Source organism: Mesorhizobium temperatum (genome assembly GCF_002284575.1).
Classification (GTDB): domain Bacteria; phylum Pseudomonadota; class Alphaproteobacteria; order Rhizobiales; family Rhizobiaceae; genus Mesorhizobium; species Mesorhizobium temperatum.
Genome location: NZ_NPKJ01000022.1, coordinates 14,031 through 28,688 on the forward strand (window position 1 = coordinate 14,031; position 14,658 = coordinate 28,688).

General features: G+C 60.6%; 14 protein-coding genes. 11 read left to right on the forward strand and 3 right to left on the reverse strand.

The features are described 5' to 3' along the window. The first annotated feature begins 289 nt into the window (after positions 1-289). From CIT26_RS06030 to CIT26_RS06045, 4 genes are all read left to right on the forward strand, one after another. Positions 290-496, forward strand: coding sequence for a sugar phosphorylase (locus CIT26_RS06030; RefSeq protein WP_095491721.1), 207 nt, complete (start codon positions 290-292; stop codon positions 494-496). Between the two features lie 63 nt (positions 497-559). Further along, positions 560-1,957 (forward strand): Do family serine endopeptidase, encoded by a 1,398-nt coding sequence (locus CIT26_RS06035; protein WP_095491722.1) that lies wholly within the window; start codon positions 560-562, stop codon positions 1,955-1,957. 171 nt (positions 1,958-2,128) lie between these two features. Next, the gene (locus tag CIT26_RS06040) at positions 2,129-2,566 is read left to right on the forward strand and encodes a DUF2267 domain-containing protein (RefSeq protein ID WP_095491723.1); all 438 of its coding nucleotides are present in this window, start codon (positions 2,129-2,131) and stop codon (positions 2,564-2,566) included. A gap of 44 nt (positions 2,567-2,610) precedes the next feature. Then, the gene (locus tag CIT26_RS06045) at positions 2,611-3,075 is read left to right on the forward strand and encodes a YbhB/YbcL family Raf kinase inhibitor-like protein (protein ID WP_095491724.1); all 465 of its coding nucleotides are present in this window, start codon (positions 2,611-2,613) and stop codon (positions 3,073-3,075) included. Between the two features lie 32 nt (positions 3,076-3,107). Here CIT26_RS06045 and CIT26_RS06050 read toward each other — a convergent pair whose 3' ends face one another. Together CIT26_RS06050 and CIT26_RS06055 are read right to left on the reverse strand one after the other, a co-directional pair. Continuing rightward, positions 3,108-4,583: an FAD-dependent oxidoreductase gene (locus CIT26_RS06050; RefSeq protein ID WP_095491725.1), complete on the reverse strand. Its 1,476-nt coding sequence runs from the start codon at positions 4,581-4,583 to the stop codon at positions 3,108-3,110. A gap of 79 nt (positions 4,584-4,662) precedes the next feature. Continuing rightward, complete coding sequence (locus CIT26_RS06055; protein WP_095491726.1) at positions 4,663-5,574, reverse strand: hypothetical protein; 912 nt, start codon at positions 5,572-5,574, stop codon at positions 4,663-4,665. Positions 5,575-5,877: 303 nt separating this feature from the next. Between CIT26_RS06055 and CIT26_RS06060 the strand changes: the two genes are divergently transcribed. Together CIT26_RS06060 and CIT26_RS06065 are read left to right on the forward strand one after the other, a co-directional pair. Next, positions 5,878-6,822, forward strand: coding sequence for a PfkB family carbohydrate kinase (locus CIT26_RS06060; RefSeq protein ID WP_167391293.1), 945 nt, complete (start codon positions 5,878-5,880; stop codon positions 6,820-6,822). Between the two features lie 211 nt (positions 6,823-7,033). Next, the gene (locus CIT26_RS06065) at positions 7,034-7,678 is read left to right on the forward strand and encodes a hypothetical protein (protein WP_095491728.1); all 645 of its coding nucleotides are present in this window, start codon (positions 7,034-7,036) and stop codon (positions 7,676-7,678) included. A gap of 276 nt (positions 7,679-7,954) precedes the next feature. Here the strand turns inward: CIT26_RS06065 and CIT26_RS06075 are convergent, their stop codons facing one another. Further along, a complete protein-coding gene (locus CIT26_RS06075) occupies positions 7,955-9,013 on the reverse strand; it encodes a LacI family DNA-binding transcriptional regulator (RefSeq protein WP_095491730.1) in 1,059 nt (352 codons plus the stop codon). A 211-nt stretch (positions 9,014-9,224) separates the two neighbouring features. On the opposite strand from CIT26_RS06075, the gene CIT26_RS06080 reads away from it, so the two are divergent. The 5 genes from CIT26_RS06080 to CIT26_RS06100 all read left to right on the forward strand — a co-directional run bounded on the left by CIT26_RS06080 (position 9,225) and on the right by CIT26_RS06100 (position 14,655). Continuing rightward, positions 9,225-10,214: an autoinducer 2 ABC transporter substrate-binding protein gene (locus CIT26_RS06080; protein WP_095491731.1), complete on the forward strand. Its 990-nt coding sequence runs from the start codon at positions 9,225-9,227 to the stop codon at positions 10,212-10,214. A gap of 86 nt (positions 10,215-10,300) precedes the next feature. Further along, entirely contained in the window at positions 10,301-11,815 is a 1,515-nt protein-coding gene (locus tag CIT26_RS06085) for a sugar ABC transporter ATP-binding protein (protein ID WP_095491732.1), read from the forward strand. Then, positions 11,808-12,809 (forward strand): ABC transporter permease, encoded by a 1,002-nt coding sequence (locus CIT26_RS06090; RefSeq protein WP_095491733.1) that lies wholly within the window; start codon positions 11,808-11,810, stop codon positions 12,807-12,809. The genes CIT26_RS06085 and CIT26_RS06090 overlap by 8 nt, the downstream gene beginning before the upstream one ends. Further along, positions 12,806-13,801 (forward strand): ABC transporter permease, encoded by a 996-nt coding sequence (locus CIT26_RS06095; RefSeq protein WP_095491734.1) that lies wholly within the window; start codon positions 12,806-12,808, stop codon positions 13,799-13,801. Before CIT26_RS06090 ends, CIT26_RS06095 begins: the two co-directional genes overlap by 4 nt. Positions 13,802-13,806: 5 nt before the next feature. Further along, positions 13,807-14,655: a sugar phosphate isomerase/epimerase family protein gene (locus CIT26_RS06100; protein ID WP_095491735.1), complete on the forward strand. Its 849-nt coding sequence runs from the start codon at positions 13,807-13,809 to the stop codon at positions 14,653-14,655. Positions 14,656-14,658 lie beyond the last annotated feature (3 nt).

Here is a 14,658-nt window from a genome sequence, read left to right on the forward strand (position 1 = left end):
ATCCTGGCAGTCGAGCGCGGATTTTCACCAAGCACTGGGACATCATCTTCCACTCAATCCGCTTTCAAATCCTTGCCCACCTAACCGGATTGCGGGCTGGAAGTTCCAATGAACTTCCGGGGTCGGTCGTGGCGTTCAAAGACCGTTCTCTCGGGCTCTACGAGAGACCTTGCGCAGAGATCATCCTGTGACATTCCCGCAATCTCGTCAGGGAACTTTTCTGGAGGGACATGGTTGGAGTGTGCGGCCGAAAGAATCCGGGCCCGTAGCCCTGCCAAGGAGGTTTGCCATGAGGCTTCGCGAGTTGATGGACCAAGTGAAGAACCTGCCACCGGATACTCTGGTCTGTGCCGCCGAGATCGACGAGGCCTTTGGGGCCAACATTGCTGGCATAGAAACAATAGACAGTGCCCGGATCGAAAGCCGCAAACCGGATGGCACCGAAGCTGTCGAGCTCGCCAACGGAAACGACAAGGTTGTCGTAATCCGCTGGTGAACCGCTGGCTCATGCTGGAACGGTCGTATGCTTGATCACTGAACGCTGAAGGAGTCGCAGACCATGTCTCCGGTGTTGAACAAAAGACTCTGCGCCGGCCTGATCACCGGAATTCTGATGTTCTCGGTCGGCGGGCTCGCAGCCGAGGAAATCCCGAACGACTTCACGGCGATCGTGCGCGAGAAAATTCCGGCCGTGGTCGCAATAACCACCCGACAGATTATCCAAGGCCAGGCGACGTTGAACGACTTTCTTAGTCCTTTCGATAGCCGCGGCCCGGGACCGGTGCAACCGCAGGTGCGGGAGGCTCTTGGTTCCGGCTTTGTGATCAGTCCAGAGGGCTATATCGTCACCAACAACCATGTTGTTGCCGACGCGACTGAGATCCACGTTGTTTTTTCGGACAAGGAAACTTCGCCCGCCCAGCTGGTTGGCCGCGATCCGGGAACCGACATCGCCGTGCTTAAGGTCGATCCACGGCCCAATATGATGACGACCGCCTGGGGTGACTCCGATGCAGTACAACCCGGCGCATGGACGATCGCGATCGGCAGTCCGTTCGGGCTCGGTGGGAGCGTCACCGTCGGCGTGCTTTCGGCCCGTTCGCGCGACATTCAGGCCGGTCCCTACGACGATTTTCTCCAGACGGACGCCTCAATCAATCGGGGCAATTCCGGCGGTCCCCTGTTCAATGCGCGCGGCGAAGTCATCGGGGTCAATTCGGCCATCGTGTCTCCCTCAGGCGGCAGCATAGGAATTGGCTTTGCGATTCCATCCCGCACCGCCCGGAGCATCGTCGACCAGTTGATCCGCACCGGCCGGATCGAGCGTGGCTTCATTGGGGTGCGCCTCCAGGAGGTCACTCCGTCGATTGCCGAGGCGCTTGGAGTAACTGGCAGCAATGGAGCGCTGGTCGCTTCGGTCGAACCTGGTAGTCCGGCGGAGAAGGCGGGCATACAGGCGGGAGACGTGATTACGCGTTTTAACGGCAAGGACATCCGGACCGTCCACGATCTGACGCTCGCGGTTGCGAGCCAAAAGCCGGGGACGAAGACGACGCTCACAAGGAACCGCGGGGGCAACCAACAGGAAATAGCTCTGACCGTCGGTCAGCGCGACGATGAGGAGGTACAAAGTGGCGCCGTTCCAAAGCAGGAAACGGCGGATGCGCGTCTTGGATTGTCGCTCAGCCCGATCCCCGACGAGGCGCGCCAGCAGCTCGGACTCCAGCCGGGCACCACCGGGGTGTTCGTGCAAGAAGTGGCGCCGGACGGCCTCGCCGGCCAAAACGGCCTCCGGCCTGGGGACGTGATCGTCTCGGCCAACAACCGGAATGTGACACAGCCATCGGACGTCCAAGAGGAGTGGGCGAAATCCCGCCAACAGAACAAGCCCATCCTGTTCCGCATCGACAGACAAGGGGAGTCGCTTTTCGTTGCCGTGGCCATGCCCAAATCTTGACGGGCCAAATCTTGACGGGAACACATTGAAGCGCAAGCTTGGCCGGATAGATCACATTCCTTCGCGAGAGATCGCCTCTTAGGCTGACAAACGGGGCTGGCAACGGGAACAACAGCCGACCACGGTCGTTTCGTCTAATGAGTCATTCAAACTGTTGAAAAGGAGGCTTCGATGAGCGCCACCGGACTCGACGTATTCGACAAGACGCTGCAGACCACAAACATCTGGCTCGACGAGATCATGACCGAGATGGGACCGGATCGGCAGGTCGCATGGCATGTTCTTGGAGCGGTGCTCCACGCCCTGCGGGACCGCATGCAACCGGATCTTGCAGCCCACCTCGGCTCGCAGCTGCCGATCCTCGTGCGCGGCGCCTATTACGACCAATATCAGCCTTCCAAGACCCCTGAGAAGTTGCGGTCGCTCGACGAGTTTCTAGCCAAAATCAAGGCGGAGCTGGAATTCACCCGACCGGTCGATTCCAAGGATGCATTCAGGGTCGTATCCAAGGTGCTCGCTCACCATGTGGGAGAGGGCCAGATGATCAAGGTTTGGGAATCCCTGCCGGCAGAAATCAGGCGCGTCGCGGAAGCTCAGCAAGCGGCGTGAACAGCGCCAGATCTCGGCAGTAACGCTTCTTTGAGGAAATAGAAATGCCACTCACCCTTATCAGCCCGGCGTTCCCGGCTGGCGGGAAAATCCCTGAAAGGTATACCCGTGACGGCCAGAACGTCTCGCCGCCGCTGAAGTGGTCCGGTGTCCCGGATGGTGCGAAGAGCCTTGTTCTTGTCGTGCAGGATCCCGACGCGCCGAGCGGGATTTTCGGGCACTGGGCGGTGTTCAATATCCCGCCTGATGCCAGCGAACTCGCCGAGGCGCAAGATGGCAAGCCAGGGCCCTCGGCACTTCGGCAAGGCACCAACGATTTCGGCAATGCCTATTACGACGGCCCGCAGCCGCCAGTGGGACATGGCGTCCATCATTATCATTTCCGGCTGGCCGCGCTCGACGTGCCGAGCCTCAGTGTGCCGGGACAGGCGGGCGTGCAGCATGTCTGGAAGGAAGCCCAGAAGCATGCGCTGGAGCAGACCGAGCTGGTCGGAACCTACGCACGGTAACGCCGGGCCGGGTCAGTCCAGTCGCCGGCTTTTTACAGCGCTGCCGGGGCAAGCGGTTCTCGAGCCGGGCCGTGGATAACCGAACCGTTGGCGGCGAAAATCGAGCCATGGCAAGGACAATCCCAGGTGTTGTCCGCGTTGTTCCAGGTCACGGTGCAGCCCTTGTGGGTGCATGTCGCCGAAACGGGATGCAGTACCCCTTCAGTGTCTCTCCACGCCGCGATCTTTTCGTCACCCCTGACGATCACACCGCCCATGCCGGGCACGATGTCGTCGAAGCTTGAGACAATCGATTGGCTGCCGCCATTCTTATGAAAGTCCTCGGGGTAAGACCGCGCCGGATCGTAGAGTTTTTGCCATGGGCTCGGCCGAGCGCAGATCAAATCCGCGATCATCGCGCCTGCGGCTGTTCCATTGGTGATGCCCCAGGCGTTGAATCCCGTGGCGATATGAAAACCGGAGGCTTTGTCCGGATCGGGTTCGCCGGCATACGGAACTCTATCGGCCGTATCATAGTCCTCGTTACACCAGCGCCACGCACCGTCCCCAACTGGAAGGCTCATTCTTGCCCATTGTTCCAGTTCGACGAACCGATTCGCCACGTCGCCGTCCTGGCCCGTGTCAAACTTGGGGCCGAGCGCGACCAGCAGCGGGCCTTCGGCATCGCGGCCGGTGCGGATGGAATGCGTCGGATCGTCGATGCCGATGAACATGCCGTCGACAGCAAGAGGGTCATCGATCCGAAACGCCATGGCAGTGTGGCAGCGCGGCTGGGTCCGGTTCGCCATACCGACGGGGCTCTTCACCGTCATGTTGGTGGCGACAACCACATGCTCGGCGTGAACGGTTCCGCTGTCGGTGACGACGCGCCAGCGGCTTGCCTCGCCGATCGAGATCGCGCGGCTGTTTTCGAAAATCCGTCCGCCACGGGCCGTCACGGCTTGAGCCAGGCCAACCAGATACATCGCCGGATTGAACTGCGCCTGGTCGGAAAAACGCAAAGCGGCAGCCGTTTCGAAAGGCAGCGGCGCGCGCTCGAGAACATCGGCGTCCAGCCCAACTTGGCGCGCGGCCTCTGCCTCGGCCACGATCTCCGCGCGCTGGCTTGCATCGCAGGTGTAGGTATAGGCGTCCTTGTTCTCGAGATCGCAGGGGATTGCATAATTGCGAACCGATTCCCGGATCTGGACTGCGCCGGCGGAGTTCGCATCGGCATAGGCTTGCGCCAGTTCCCGCCCGAAAGTGTCGATGAGATGGCGATAGATCAGCGCGTGCTGCGTCGTGATCTTGGCCGTCGAGCGGCCGGTCACCTGGCCGCCTGTCCGCAGGCCTTCGACGACGATCACCGACCGACCGGCCTCGCAAAGGCGAAGCGCCGTCGTGAGCCCGACAATCCCGGCACCCACGACAACGGCCTCCGCATGGATCGAGCCCTCGAGCGGGGGATAGTTCGTAGCGGTGGCTGCCGCCACCCAACAGCTTCCCGGTTTTCCCGAAAGAATGGCCATTTCACCGGCGTCCCATGCGCTTCGAGGCATCTCCATCGACAACCCGCGCCGGCGCGAAAACGTTCCGGATTTACCGTCTTTAGTCGTTGTTTGGCCGTCCGGAAGACACAAACGCACCGGGAAGATGCGAGGTGCAAGCCATCACCCAGGTGATCGCCTCGCGATCGTATTCGTCGCCGGAGCGCCAATTCTCGAAGAAAGTGTTCAACCTCCCGATAAGCTCGGGCCAGACGCCGGCGGCCTGCAGGCCCAGCGACACGCCGTAATTGGTGAAGGCGAACTTCGTATCGGGCAGCCACGGCGCGCGGCTGAAATAGCCCGGCGGGTCGACCCACATCGTTTCCAAATTCCGCAGCGAACGTTTCGTCTGCGCTTTGGCCCATGGCTCGGCGGGAAAGAAGTGGGCGAGCCACAGCATCATGCCGAGGCCGAGATCCTGTTCGATGTCGAGGGTGCGCCAGTCGCGCTCCATCAGGTCATGCATCTGCGCGATCTCGGGCGCCAGTGCGTCTTCATCGAGCATCCGGTAGGAGACGTAACCATCGTAGGCGTCCATGCTGCCGAGACCGTAACCGGGATAAGGACTGCTCAAATCCTCCTGCATTTTCCAGATCACGCCGCGGCCGGGGATCACGAAGGCCGGATGAATGTCGCGCGCCAGCTCAATGCCGCGCGCGCGGTATTGCGGTTTCAGATCGCCGAGACGCGCCAAGGCGAACAGCCACATCGCCAGGTAGTGGAAATACTGTCCGTCGCGATATGCCGCTTCGCCGATCCTCAATCCGCGCGGACGACCGAGCACACGCTCGACCTCCGCCACCAGCCGCTCAGCCTCACCCAGCCAATGTTCCTCGCCGAGCTCCTTGTAAAGCGAGACATAGAGCACGACCCCAAAAGCATCGGTCCAGAGATAGCGCAGGCCGTTGGGCCAGATGCCTTCGGCGCGCATCCAGTCGAGTTTTCGCAGGACATAGTCAACGTCGCGCAGCATAACGCTGATCTAGAGCCCGAACGGATAAGTATCGGGTGCTCCGGCCTTGGCATGCTTCGGCCCAAGCGGACTGCCGACCGGCTATGTGCGCGTCGCAGTTGCGAGCATGCGGCATGTCGAGCATGTCTGCCTCCGTTGCGATTAGTCTGGGTCAGATCGCAAACGATCTGGTCGGCGGCGGGTTCCTTGGCCGTCGCAATAGGCACCAGCGCGTTCCGCCGGCCCGACCCCGGAACCCTCCGTCTGTTCACGAGTTCCTTGGTCAGTCGCTCACTTCCGCACGAAATGGTTGAGGAGGTTTCATTGCCGCGCCCGATCGTGCTCTCGCTTGGCAGCATCAATGCCGATCTGCAGTTCGACGCTCAGGGCTCCCTTGGCGATGGCGGCACCGTTAGGGCCAGCGGCTTCGCCCAACGCGCCGGCGGCAAAGCCGCCAACGTTGCGTATTTCACCCATCGCCTCGGCGTTCCGACGAGGCTTATCGGGCGCGTCGGCGACGACCAGTTCGCGGAGATCGCAGTCGGTCCGCTGAAGGCGGCGGAGCTCGACCTCGGGTCCGTCGGCGTCGCCCGCGACGTCCCGACTGGCATTGCCATCGTGGCGGTTCCGAAGGACGGCACGAAAGCCATTCTATCCGCGTCCAATGCCAACATGTCCTGGAATGACGCGGCCGTTGACCACGTCGTGGCAGCCATCAGGAATTCTCCTGATCGATCGATACTCGTTGCTGACTTTGAAATTCCCTTGCCAGTCCTGAATGCCGCCTTCGCGACAGCGCAAGAACGTGGGTTCAGAGTCCTGGTCGACCCGACATTCGCCGACCAAATCGATCGGTCGCAACTCTGTCGCTTCTGCGCGATTACGCCAAACCAGCAGGAGGCTTCGGATCTGCTTGGCCTGCCGATCGCCACCAATGACGATGCGGCCCGAGCGGCGCTCCAACTGAATGCGCTCGGGGTGGAGATAGCATGCGTTAAGCTCGAAGACGGTGGCTGCTTTCTCGCACTGGATCACGACGCAATGCAAATTCTCGCCCCGTCGGTCGATGTGGTCGACAAGACGGGTGCAGGCGACGCGTTTATCGCGGCAATGGCCGTCGCCTTGCTCGACGGCAAGTCCGCCTACGACGCCGCTTGCTGGGGCGTCGCGGCGTCGGCGATTGCCGTCCGGAAAAAAGGCGCACAGGAATCCTATCCATCAATGATGATCGGGTCAGTCGAACGCTGCAACGGACGTGAATTGGTATAGGCTGATGCCATTACTGTTAGGCCGGCGGCCGAAGACTGCGCCCGTTACGGCCTGTGGCGAAGGTCACCTGCGCGCGCCCGGCAAAGCCTAAAGAATGGTTCGAGCCACTAGGATGTACCCGCATCCAGTATTTTGGCGATAAACCAACTCGTACCTTGTTTTTCCCTGTGCAATTGCCAACCATGGAAATGGATTGATTCGGAGCTTGTCTATGCGTGGACTGCAAGTGGCCCTGGCTGCGGTGATCTTGAGCACTTCAGTCAGTTCTGGACTTGCCGATGACAATTCTCCCTTTATTTATTTTGCGACCCAAGATCCTTTCACAGAGGGTCTGCCGACGAAGAATGATGTCTATGTCTTTGGTGGCGTGTTTGCGAGCGGGGCCTTCGGGGATACGATCAACGTTTTTGGTGCCGACTACACGAACAACTATATAATCGGGGCCGCATACGGTCGCGATCTCGTCGATATAGGCGCTGGTTTCGTTCTTGGTGGCGTCACCGGCGCGGCGATAAGGTTTGGCGAAGACGATGATACGTCCGGCGAACTTTGGGTCGGAGCGCGACTTCGCCACCAGGGCCTTGTCATTGGTGATTTGGCGATTGCGCCCGCACTGACAGCTGGATTCAGTGCCGTTACAGCCCCTACCGAGATCGAGCGCGATCGCGAAATCCGCTACGATGGCGATGCATCATTCCTCGGCTTCGTTGGTGCGGAGCTTTCTTTCAGAGTCAGGCAAGCTCCCAATGTCGAACTTGTCTACCAACTCCACCATAGATCCGGCGCCAATGGCACAATTGGCGATATGAAAGAGGGTTCTAATGCGAACACTCTTGGAATCCGATATCGCTTCTAATGCTCGCTGCTGTCGGTCTTTTGCCTGCGCCCACGTGCCCCGTATTGGGCTCACAGTGAAGACGGCGACACTTTCGTGATAGGTTTGCACGGGAGATGGCGACCGTGGCTCCAATATGGGATCACTGTGAGCGAAGCAGCCAGGAGAAGGCGGCCGATGGCACTTTCGGAGAACAGGTTCTGCGGCGGTTCGGCATCGGTCTCAATGCCGATCGGGGCATGATAAACCATTGAAATCTCAGGGCGTGCAGGGTCGTCCTGTCGCGCCATTTCGCACTCACGCTATATCCTTCAGAGTGTCGAGCGGCCCTTTCAGCGCAGACCTGGGCTGGATCAACTCTGGCGCAATCAGGAAGGTCTGTGGCGTCGTCGTCGGTCCATCGATCAGCTCGAACGCCTTCGTAATCATCGCCTCAACATTCTGCCGCACCATGATTACCGAGAAGGGCAGGAAGGAGCCGAACGGATCGTAGTCGTAGCAACCGACGACGAGCTCACTAAACATCTCCGCCGGCCGGCCCGCCATGAAACGCAGCAGACCTTCCAAATTGATCGACGAATTGATGAACAGCGCGCGCGGCAGCTTGCCATGGCGTTGGTAAAACGCCTCGAAGGCACGCAAGGTTATATCAGGCGAGTACCCGGAGGACTGCACACCGTCTTCAGGGTCGGCGCCCAGCAGTGCCTTCTTGGTCGCATGGAAAGCGGCGATGCGTTCGCGGCTGGCGTGGTCGTTGCGGCCGCCAAACAGAAACAGCTCGTCCGGCCGCAGAGGATCATCATTGCCGAAGCGGCGGATGATTGCTTCCGTCAGCATCCGCGCGCCCTCGTAATTGTCGCTGATCACCGAATGCGCCTTCGCTCCCGGCAGGTCGATGTTGATATGCCTCAGCCCCGCCGGTTCGCAGACCTCGTGGACGCCGTCCGGATCGGTGGCGCCGACGATGAAGAGCTGGTCGATTGAATAGGAGATCAGCGTCTCCGCGGTCCGCCGTTCCTCTTCCGGATCGCGGCTGGCGCTAACCACGACCGGGCACTGGCCGCGGCTGCGCACATGCCCCTCAAACGTCTGCGCCATGGACGAGAAGTAGCGATTGTCGTGGACGGGCAGCATCAGGCCGACCAGGCCCGATCGCGAGCGTCGCAAGCCTCGCGCCTGCAGATTGGTGGTGTATTGGTGGAGTTCGGCGAGGCCGAGAATTGTTTGCGCCGTACTTTCCTTGATGCGGCGCTTGCGCCAAGTGCCGTTCAGCACGGCACTCACGGTCGACGGCGAACTGCCCGATAGCACGGATAGGTCATAGATCGTCGCCTTCTTCTTGACCCGCTGATCCATCTGGCGCCTCCGGCGCGTCTATTTAGAGCAATATCCCGCTTGACGAGAGCTTCTCGATGCACAATAGTTTCTGCACCATCGATTGTGCAAGCGAAAACCGGTGGATGATCGATGGGGAAGTGCCCCGTCTCTTTCGGGGAGGTTTCTAACGGCCGCCGTCGTTCGACGGCCCGAGTGTGTTCCCACTAGGAACGTTATGGGAGGAGTACAGATGAAAAAGCTCATGATCGCGGCGCTTGCCGCGACCCTTATGATTGGCGGATCATTCGCTACGATGGCACAGCAGGCCGGCAAGGTCGGCGTCGTCGTCAAGATCGGCGGCATTCCGTGGTTCAACGCAATGGAGGCGGGTATCAAGGAGCGCGGCCAGAAGCTCGGGATCGACGCATTCATGGTCGGCCCGACCAGCGCTGATCCAGCACTGCAGGTTCGCGCCATCGAGGATCTGATCGCGCAGGGCGTCAAGGTCATCGGCGTCGTGCCGAATGATGCGAAAGTGCTTGAACCAGTCCTGCAGAAGGCCAAGGACGCCGGCATCATCGTCATCACGCATGAATCGCCTGGCCAGAAGGGCGCCGACTGGGATTTCGAACTCGCGTCCGCGACCGGCTTCGGCGAGGCTCATGCCAAGCTCCTGGCGGAGAAGATGGGCGGCAAGGGTGAGTACGCAGTGTTCGTCGGCTCGCTGACGGTGCCGCTGCACAATGCCTGGGCCGATGCGGCAATCGAATATCTGAAGAAGAACAACCCGGAGATGAAGCTTGTCGGCGAACGTTATGGCGTCGCCGAGGATGTAGACAAGAGCCGCAGCACTGCGCTTGACCTGATTTCCGCCAATCCAGGCTTGAAAGGTTTCCTCGCCTTCGGCAGCCAAGGCCCGATCGGCGCTGGCCGCGCAATAGAAGAGCGCCGGAAGGTGGGCGAAATTTTCGTGCTCGGACCATTCTCGCCAGGCCAGGGCCGGAAGCTCATCAAAAGCGACGCGATCTCCGGCGGCTTCATGTGGAATCCGAAGCAGGCGGGCGAGGTTTTCGTCACGCTGGCTGACCATCTCATGAAGGGCAACGAGATCAAGGACGGCGATACGATCGAAGGGCTAGGGACAGTCAAGCCGGACTTCGAAAACCGTAACATCATCGTCGATCAGCTGGTCCCAATCAACAAGGACACTGTCGACGATCTCGCGGCGATGGGCTTGTAAGGCCTCAAACTAATGGCAGCCGGGCCGGCGTCGAGCCGGCCCGGCTGCAGGATTGCAAACGCGATTGGATCCAGGGTTTCAACTCGATGGCTGATCAGGCACTCGATGGCGCCGCATCACGGCCGCTGCTGTCGCTCCGCAACGTCAATATGACGTTCGGCGGCGTGAAGGCGCTGAAGAATGTCAACTTTGAGGTGCTGCCGGGCGAGGTGCATTGCCTGGCCGGCGAGAACGGCTCCGGCAAGAGCACGCTGATCAAGGTCATTACGGGCGTGTACAAGCCCGAGGCGGGCGCCGTGATTGACTATGATGGCCAGAGCTACTCCCATATGTCGCCGGTTACGGCGCAGGCCGGCGGAATTCAGGTCATCTGGCAGGACCTCGCCCTGTTTCCCGAGATGACTGTCGCCGAGAATATCGCGTTCCAGACCGTCATCGGCCGCTGGCCGCGGCTGGTGAACTATGCCGTGATGCGCCGTGTCGCGATCAACGCCTTGCAACGTCTTGGTGTTACCTTAGATGTCGATCTAGCACTCCACCACTTTCCCATCGCACAGCGGCAGATCGTAGCAATCGCGCGCGCGCTCGTCGGCGAGGCGAAGCTCGTCTTCATGGACGAGCCGACGGCGTCGCTCACCCAATCCGAAACCGACTATCTGCTGGACATTGTGCGCAATCTGTCGGCGTCGGGCGTCGCCGTTGTGTTCGTCAGTCACCGCCTGGCGGAGGTTCTCGAAATCTCCAGCCGCGTCACCGTACTTCGCGACGGCGCGCTGGTTGGCGTCTATCCAACCAAAGGCCTGACCCAATCGCACATCACCGAGTTGATGACGGGCAAGACCTTCGACTATTCCGTCCTGCACCGCGATTTGAGCAAGAGCCCGGTCATGCTCGAGGTTAAGGGGCTGTCGCGGCCCGGCGAATTCGAAGACGTGTCCTTGACAGTCCGGCGCGGTGAGACGCTCGGCATCACCGGGTTGCTCGGGGCAGGGCGCACCGAGCTGGCGCTGACGTTGTTTGGCATGCGCAAGCCGAAATCGGGCTCTGTCGTCCTGGATGGCAAACCCGTTCGCTTCGGTTCCAACCGTGACGCGATCGCCGCCGGCGTCGCCTATCTTTCGGAAGACCGGCTGTCGCTCGGTCTCATTCAGCCCCAGGCAATCGCCGACAACATGGTCATCGCCTCGCTGGACAAGATCCTTTCAGGCGGTTTCATTTCGAGCGAGCGCAAGCGATCTCTGGTCAATCGCTGGATAAGGGATCTCGGCGTCAGGATCGGAAAGCAGGACGACGCGATCTCGACCCTGTCAGGGGGAAATCAGCAACGTGTCGCCATTGCAAAATGGCTGGCAACCGATCCGAAGCTGCTTATCCTCGACGCACCGACGGTCGGCGTCGATGTCGGTGCGCGCGCCGGCATTTTCGATATTGTTTCCAAGCTGGCGGACAGCGGCCTGGCGATTATCCTGATCTCGGACGAGGTGCCTGAAGTCTACTTCAACGCGGACCGTGTGCTGCACATGGCTCAGGGGCGCATTGTCGGCGAATTTACGCCGGGCGCTACGACCCTCCAGGCGATGGAGGAGGCGGTCTATGCGTAGGTTTGTCCGCTCCCACGCAACGGAACTGGCTTTGCTCGCCGTTATCGCAGTCATCTGCGTCTTCCTTTCGTTCGCGACAGACCGGTTCTTCACCCTCGGCAACGCGTTTGACCTTCTGAACACCAGCTCGGTCAACATCATCTTCGCCGTCGGCCTGCTGGTCGTGCTGATCGCCGGCGGCATTGACATCTCCTTCGCTGTTGCTGCCTCCGTTGTGCAATATCTGACCGCGACCGTCCTCGGCTGGATCGGCGGCGGGAATTGGATTGTCGGCTTCATCATCGCTGGCGCATTGGGCGTCGCGTTGGGCTGCATCAACGCCTTCCTGATCCACGGGTTCAGGATCATCTCGATCGTCGCCACGATTTCGACTTTCAACATTTTCTTCGGCTTGCTGATGTTTTTCACAGGCGGTGTGTCGATCTACAACCTGCCGGACTGGCTCACCACCCGCGTCGTGTTGTTCGAGCGAGAGATGGCTGACGGGACCTGGGCGGAGATCACCCTGCCTGTGCTCATTATGGCGATCTGCGTGTTCGCTACCTGGGCGTCGATCACGCGCACCACCACTGGTCGCCAACTCTACGCATTTGGCGACAATCCGGAGGGCGCGCGCCGTTTCGGCATCAATATCGGTGCCATGCAATTTATCGCCTTCGGCTGGCTTGGCCTGATGGCGGGCATCGCCGGCCTCGTCCAAGCGCATTACGCGCAGGAAGTTGTGCCGAATGCCCTTTATGGGCGCGAACTCGACGTCCTGGCAGCCGTAGTCCTTGGCGGTGCGCGGCTCGGCGGCGGCAAGGGCAGCGTGCTCGGCTGCATTCTGGGCGTTCTGTTGGTCTCGATTACCCAGAACGGACTAAATTTGATGGGTGTGTCGCCTTTCGCGTTCAAGATGATCGTCGGCGCCATCATTCTTGCCGCAATCACCCTGTCGAACACCAGCATCGAACGCCTGCTGCCGTTCCTGAAAAGCCGACGGGTGCCTTCATGACGGTTTTGATTGAACGCGTCCGCAACGCGCTCGGCCCCGAACTTGCAGGTCCGTTTGCCGCGTTCGTAGCTGTCATGATCGTATTCGGCTTTGCCGCGCCGAACTTTCTTTCCCGCGCTACGTTTGGATCCGTCGCCTTCCAGCTGCCGGAACTCGGCCTCCTCACACTTGCCATGCTGCTGCCGATCCTGACCGGCGGCTTGAACCTGGCCATCACCTTCACGGCCAACATGGCCGGCCTGACGCTGGCCTGGGTACTGCAAAGCCAGGGAGGCGTCGACGCGGGCATCGGCGCCTTTGTGCTTGGCTCGGTCCTTGCCGTCGCGGTCGGCGCACTGAGCGGGCTGATCATGGGGCTCGTCATCGCCTACACCAAGGCTCACCCGATCCTGGTCTCGCTGTCGATGATGATCTTCCTGCGCGGTCTCGGCGAATTCCTGACGCGCGGCGGCGACGTGTCCGGCATTCCCGGCTTCCTCGCGCCGATCGGCTACGGTTCGATTTTTGGCATCCCGGTGCCGTTGCTCATCTTCATCGCTTGCGTGCTGATCTGGCACGTCTTGCTGACGCGCATGAAGCTAGGCTTCAACACCTACATGATCGGCTCCAACATCGAGGCCACGCGCTATTCCGGTATCAACACGCGCAAGGTGCAGGTTCTCGTCTACACATTGTCCGGCGCGATGTGCGCAGTCGCCGGCATCATCATGCTGGCGCGCTTCAATTCGGTGCGTGTCGGCCACGGCGAGTCTTACCTGCTAATCACCGTGCTTGCCTGCTTTCTCGGCGGGGTCAATCCGTTCGGCGGCTTCGGTCGGGTGATCCCGGTCTTCGTTGCGCTGGTCGTGCTCCAGCTCCTGTCCTCGGGACTCAATCTGATGGGCGCAAGCCAGCATCTTGCGACGGCAGTCTGGGGCATCCTGATGATCACCGTGATGATCCTGCGCTGGCTTGCCGGGCGCCTCAAATTCCTAAACACAAACAGAGGATGAGTTAGATGCATGGTTTTGGGGTCCACACCTCGATGTGGACGATGAACTGGGACCGGGCCGGCGCCGAGAAGGCGATCGCGGCTTCGGTCAAATACGGGATGGACTTTATCGAGATCGCGCTTCTGAACGCGCCGGCGGTTGATGCCGCGCATACACGCGCCTTGCTCGAAAAGCACAATCTTCCTGCCGTTTGCTCGCTTGGCCTGCCGGAGCGCGCCTGGGCCTCGGTGCGGCCGGATGCCGCCATCGAACATCTCGAAGTGGCGATCGACAAGACTGCGGAAATGGGCGCGCTGGCGCTTTCCGGCGTGATTTTCGGCGGTATCGGCGAACGCACCGGCCTGCCACCCACCGACAAGGAATACGACAACATCGCCCATGTGCTGACCGTCGCCGCCAAGCACGCCAAGAAGCGCGGCATCGAGCTCGGAATCGAGGCGGTGAATCGCTACGAGAACCATTTGATCAATACCGGCGCGCAGGCCGTCTGGATGGTCGAGAAAGTCGGGGCCGACAACATCTTTGTTCATCTCGACACCTACCATATGAACATCGAGGAGAAGGGGGCCGCCAATGGCATTCTGGCCGCCCGCGACCACCTGAAGTACATCCACTTGTCTGAGAGCGATCGCGGCACACCAGGCACCGGCAACTGCCCTTGGGACGAGATTTACGCAACGCTGGCGGCGATCGGCTTCAAGGGCGGACTTGCCATGGAAAGTTTCATCAATATGCCGCCGGAAGTCTCCTACGGTCTCTCGGTCTGGCGGCCAGTCGCCAAGGACGAGGCCGAAGTGATGGGCAATGGCTTGCCGTTCCTGCGCAACAAGGCTCGCCAATACGGTCTGATCTGACAC

Excerpts from the sequence above, each read along its gene's own strand:
- CIT26_RS06085 (WP_095491732.1), top strand. The coding sequence starts at position 10,301 with ATGGCTGATCAGGCACTCGATGGCGCCGCATCACGGCCGCTGCTGTCG.
- CIT26_RS06090 (WP_095491733.1), top strand. The coding sequence starts at position 11,808 with ATGCGTAGGTTTGTCCGCTCCCACGCAACGGAACTGGCTTTGCTCGCC.
- CIT26_RS06100 (WP_095491735.1), top strand. The coding sequence starts at position 13,807 with ATGCATGGTTTTGGGGTCCACACCTCGATGTGGACGATGAACTGGGAC.
- CIT26_RS06095 (WP_095491734.1), top strand. The coding sequence starts at position 12,806 with ATGACGGTTTTGATTGAACGCGTCCGCAACGCGCTCGGCCCCGAACTT.
- CIT26_RS06030 (WP_095491721.1), top strand. The coding sequence starts at position 290 with ATGAGGCTTCGCGAGTTGATGGACCAAGTGAAGAACCTGCCACCGGAT.
- CIT26_RS06080 (WP_095491731.1), top strand. The coding sequence starts at position 9,225 with ATGAAAAAGCTCATGATCGCGGCGCTTGCCGCGACCCTTATGATTGGC.
- CIT26_RS06075 (WP_095491730.1), bottom strand. The coding sequence starts at position 9,013 with ATGGATCAGCGGGTCAAGAAGAAGGCGACGATCTATGACCTATCCGTG.
- CIT26_RS06050 (WP_095491725.1), bottom strand. The coding sequence starts at position 4,583 with ATGGCCATTCTTTCGGGAAAACCGGGAAGCTGTTGGGTGGCGGCAGCC.
- CIT26_RS06045 (WP_095491724.1), top strand. The coding sequence starts at position 2,611 with ATGCCACTCACCCTTATCAGCCCGGCGTTCCCGGCTGGCGGGAAAATC.
- CIT26_RS06035 (WP_095491722.1), top strand. The coding sequence starts at position 560 with ATGTCTCCGGTGTTGAACAAAAGACTCTGCGCCGGCCTGATCACCGGA.
- CIT26_RS06055 (WP_095491726.1), bottom strand. The coding sequence starts at position 5,574 with ATGCTGCGCGACGTTGACTATGTCCTGCGAAAACTCGACTGGATGCGC.
- CIT26_RS06040 (WP_095491723.1), top strand. The coding sequence starts at position 2,129 with ATGAGCGCCACCGGACTCGACGTATTCGACAAGACGCTGCAGACCACA.
- CIT26_RS06065 (WP_095491728.1), top strand. The coding sequence starts at position 7,034 with ATGCGTGGACTGCAAGTGGCCCTGGCTGCGGTGATCTTGAGCACTTCA.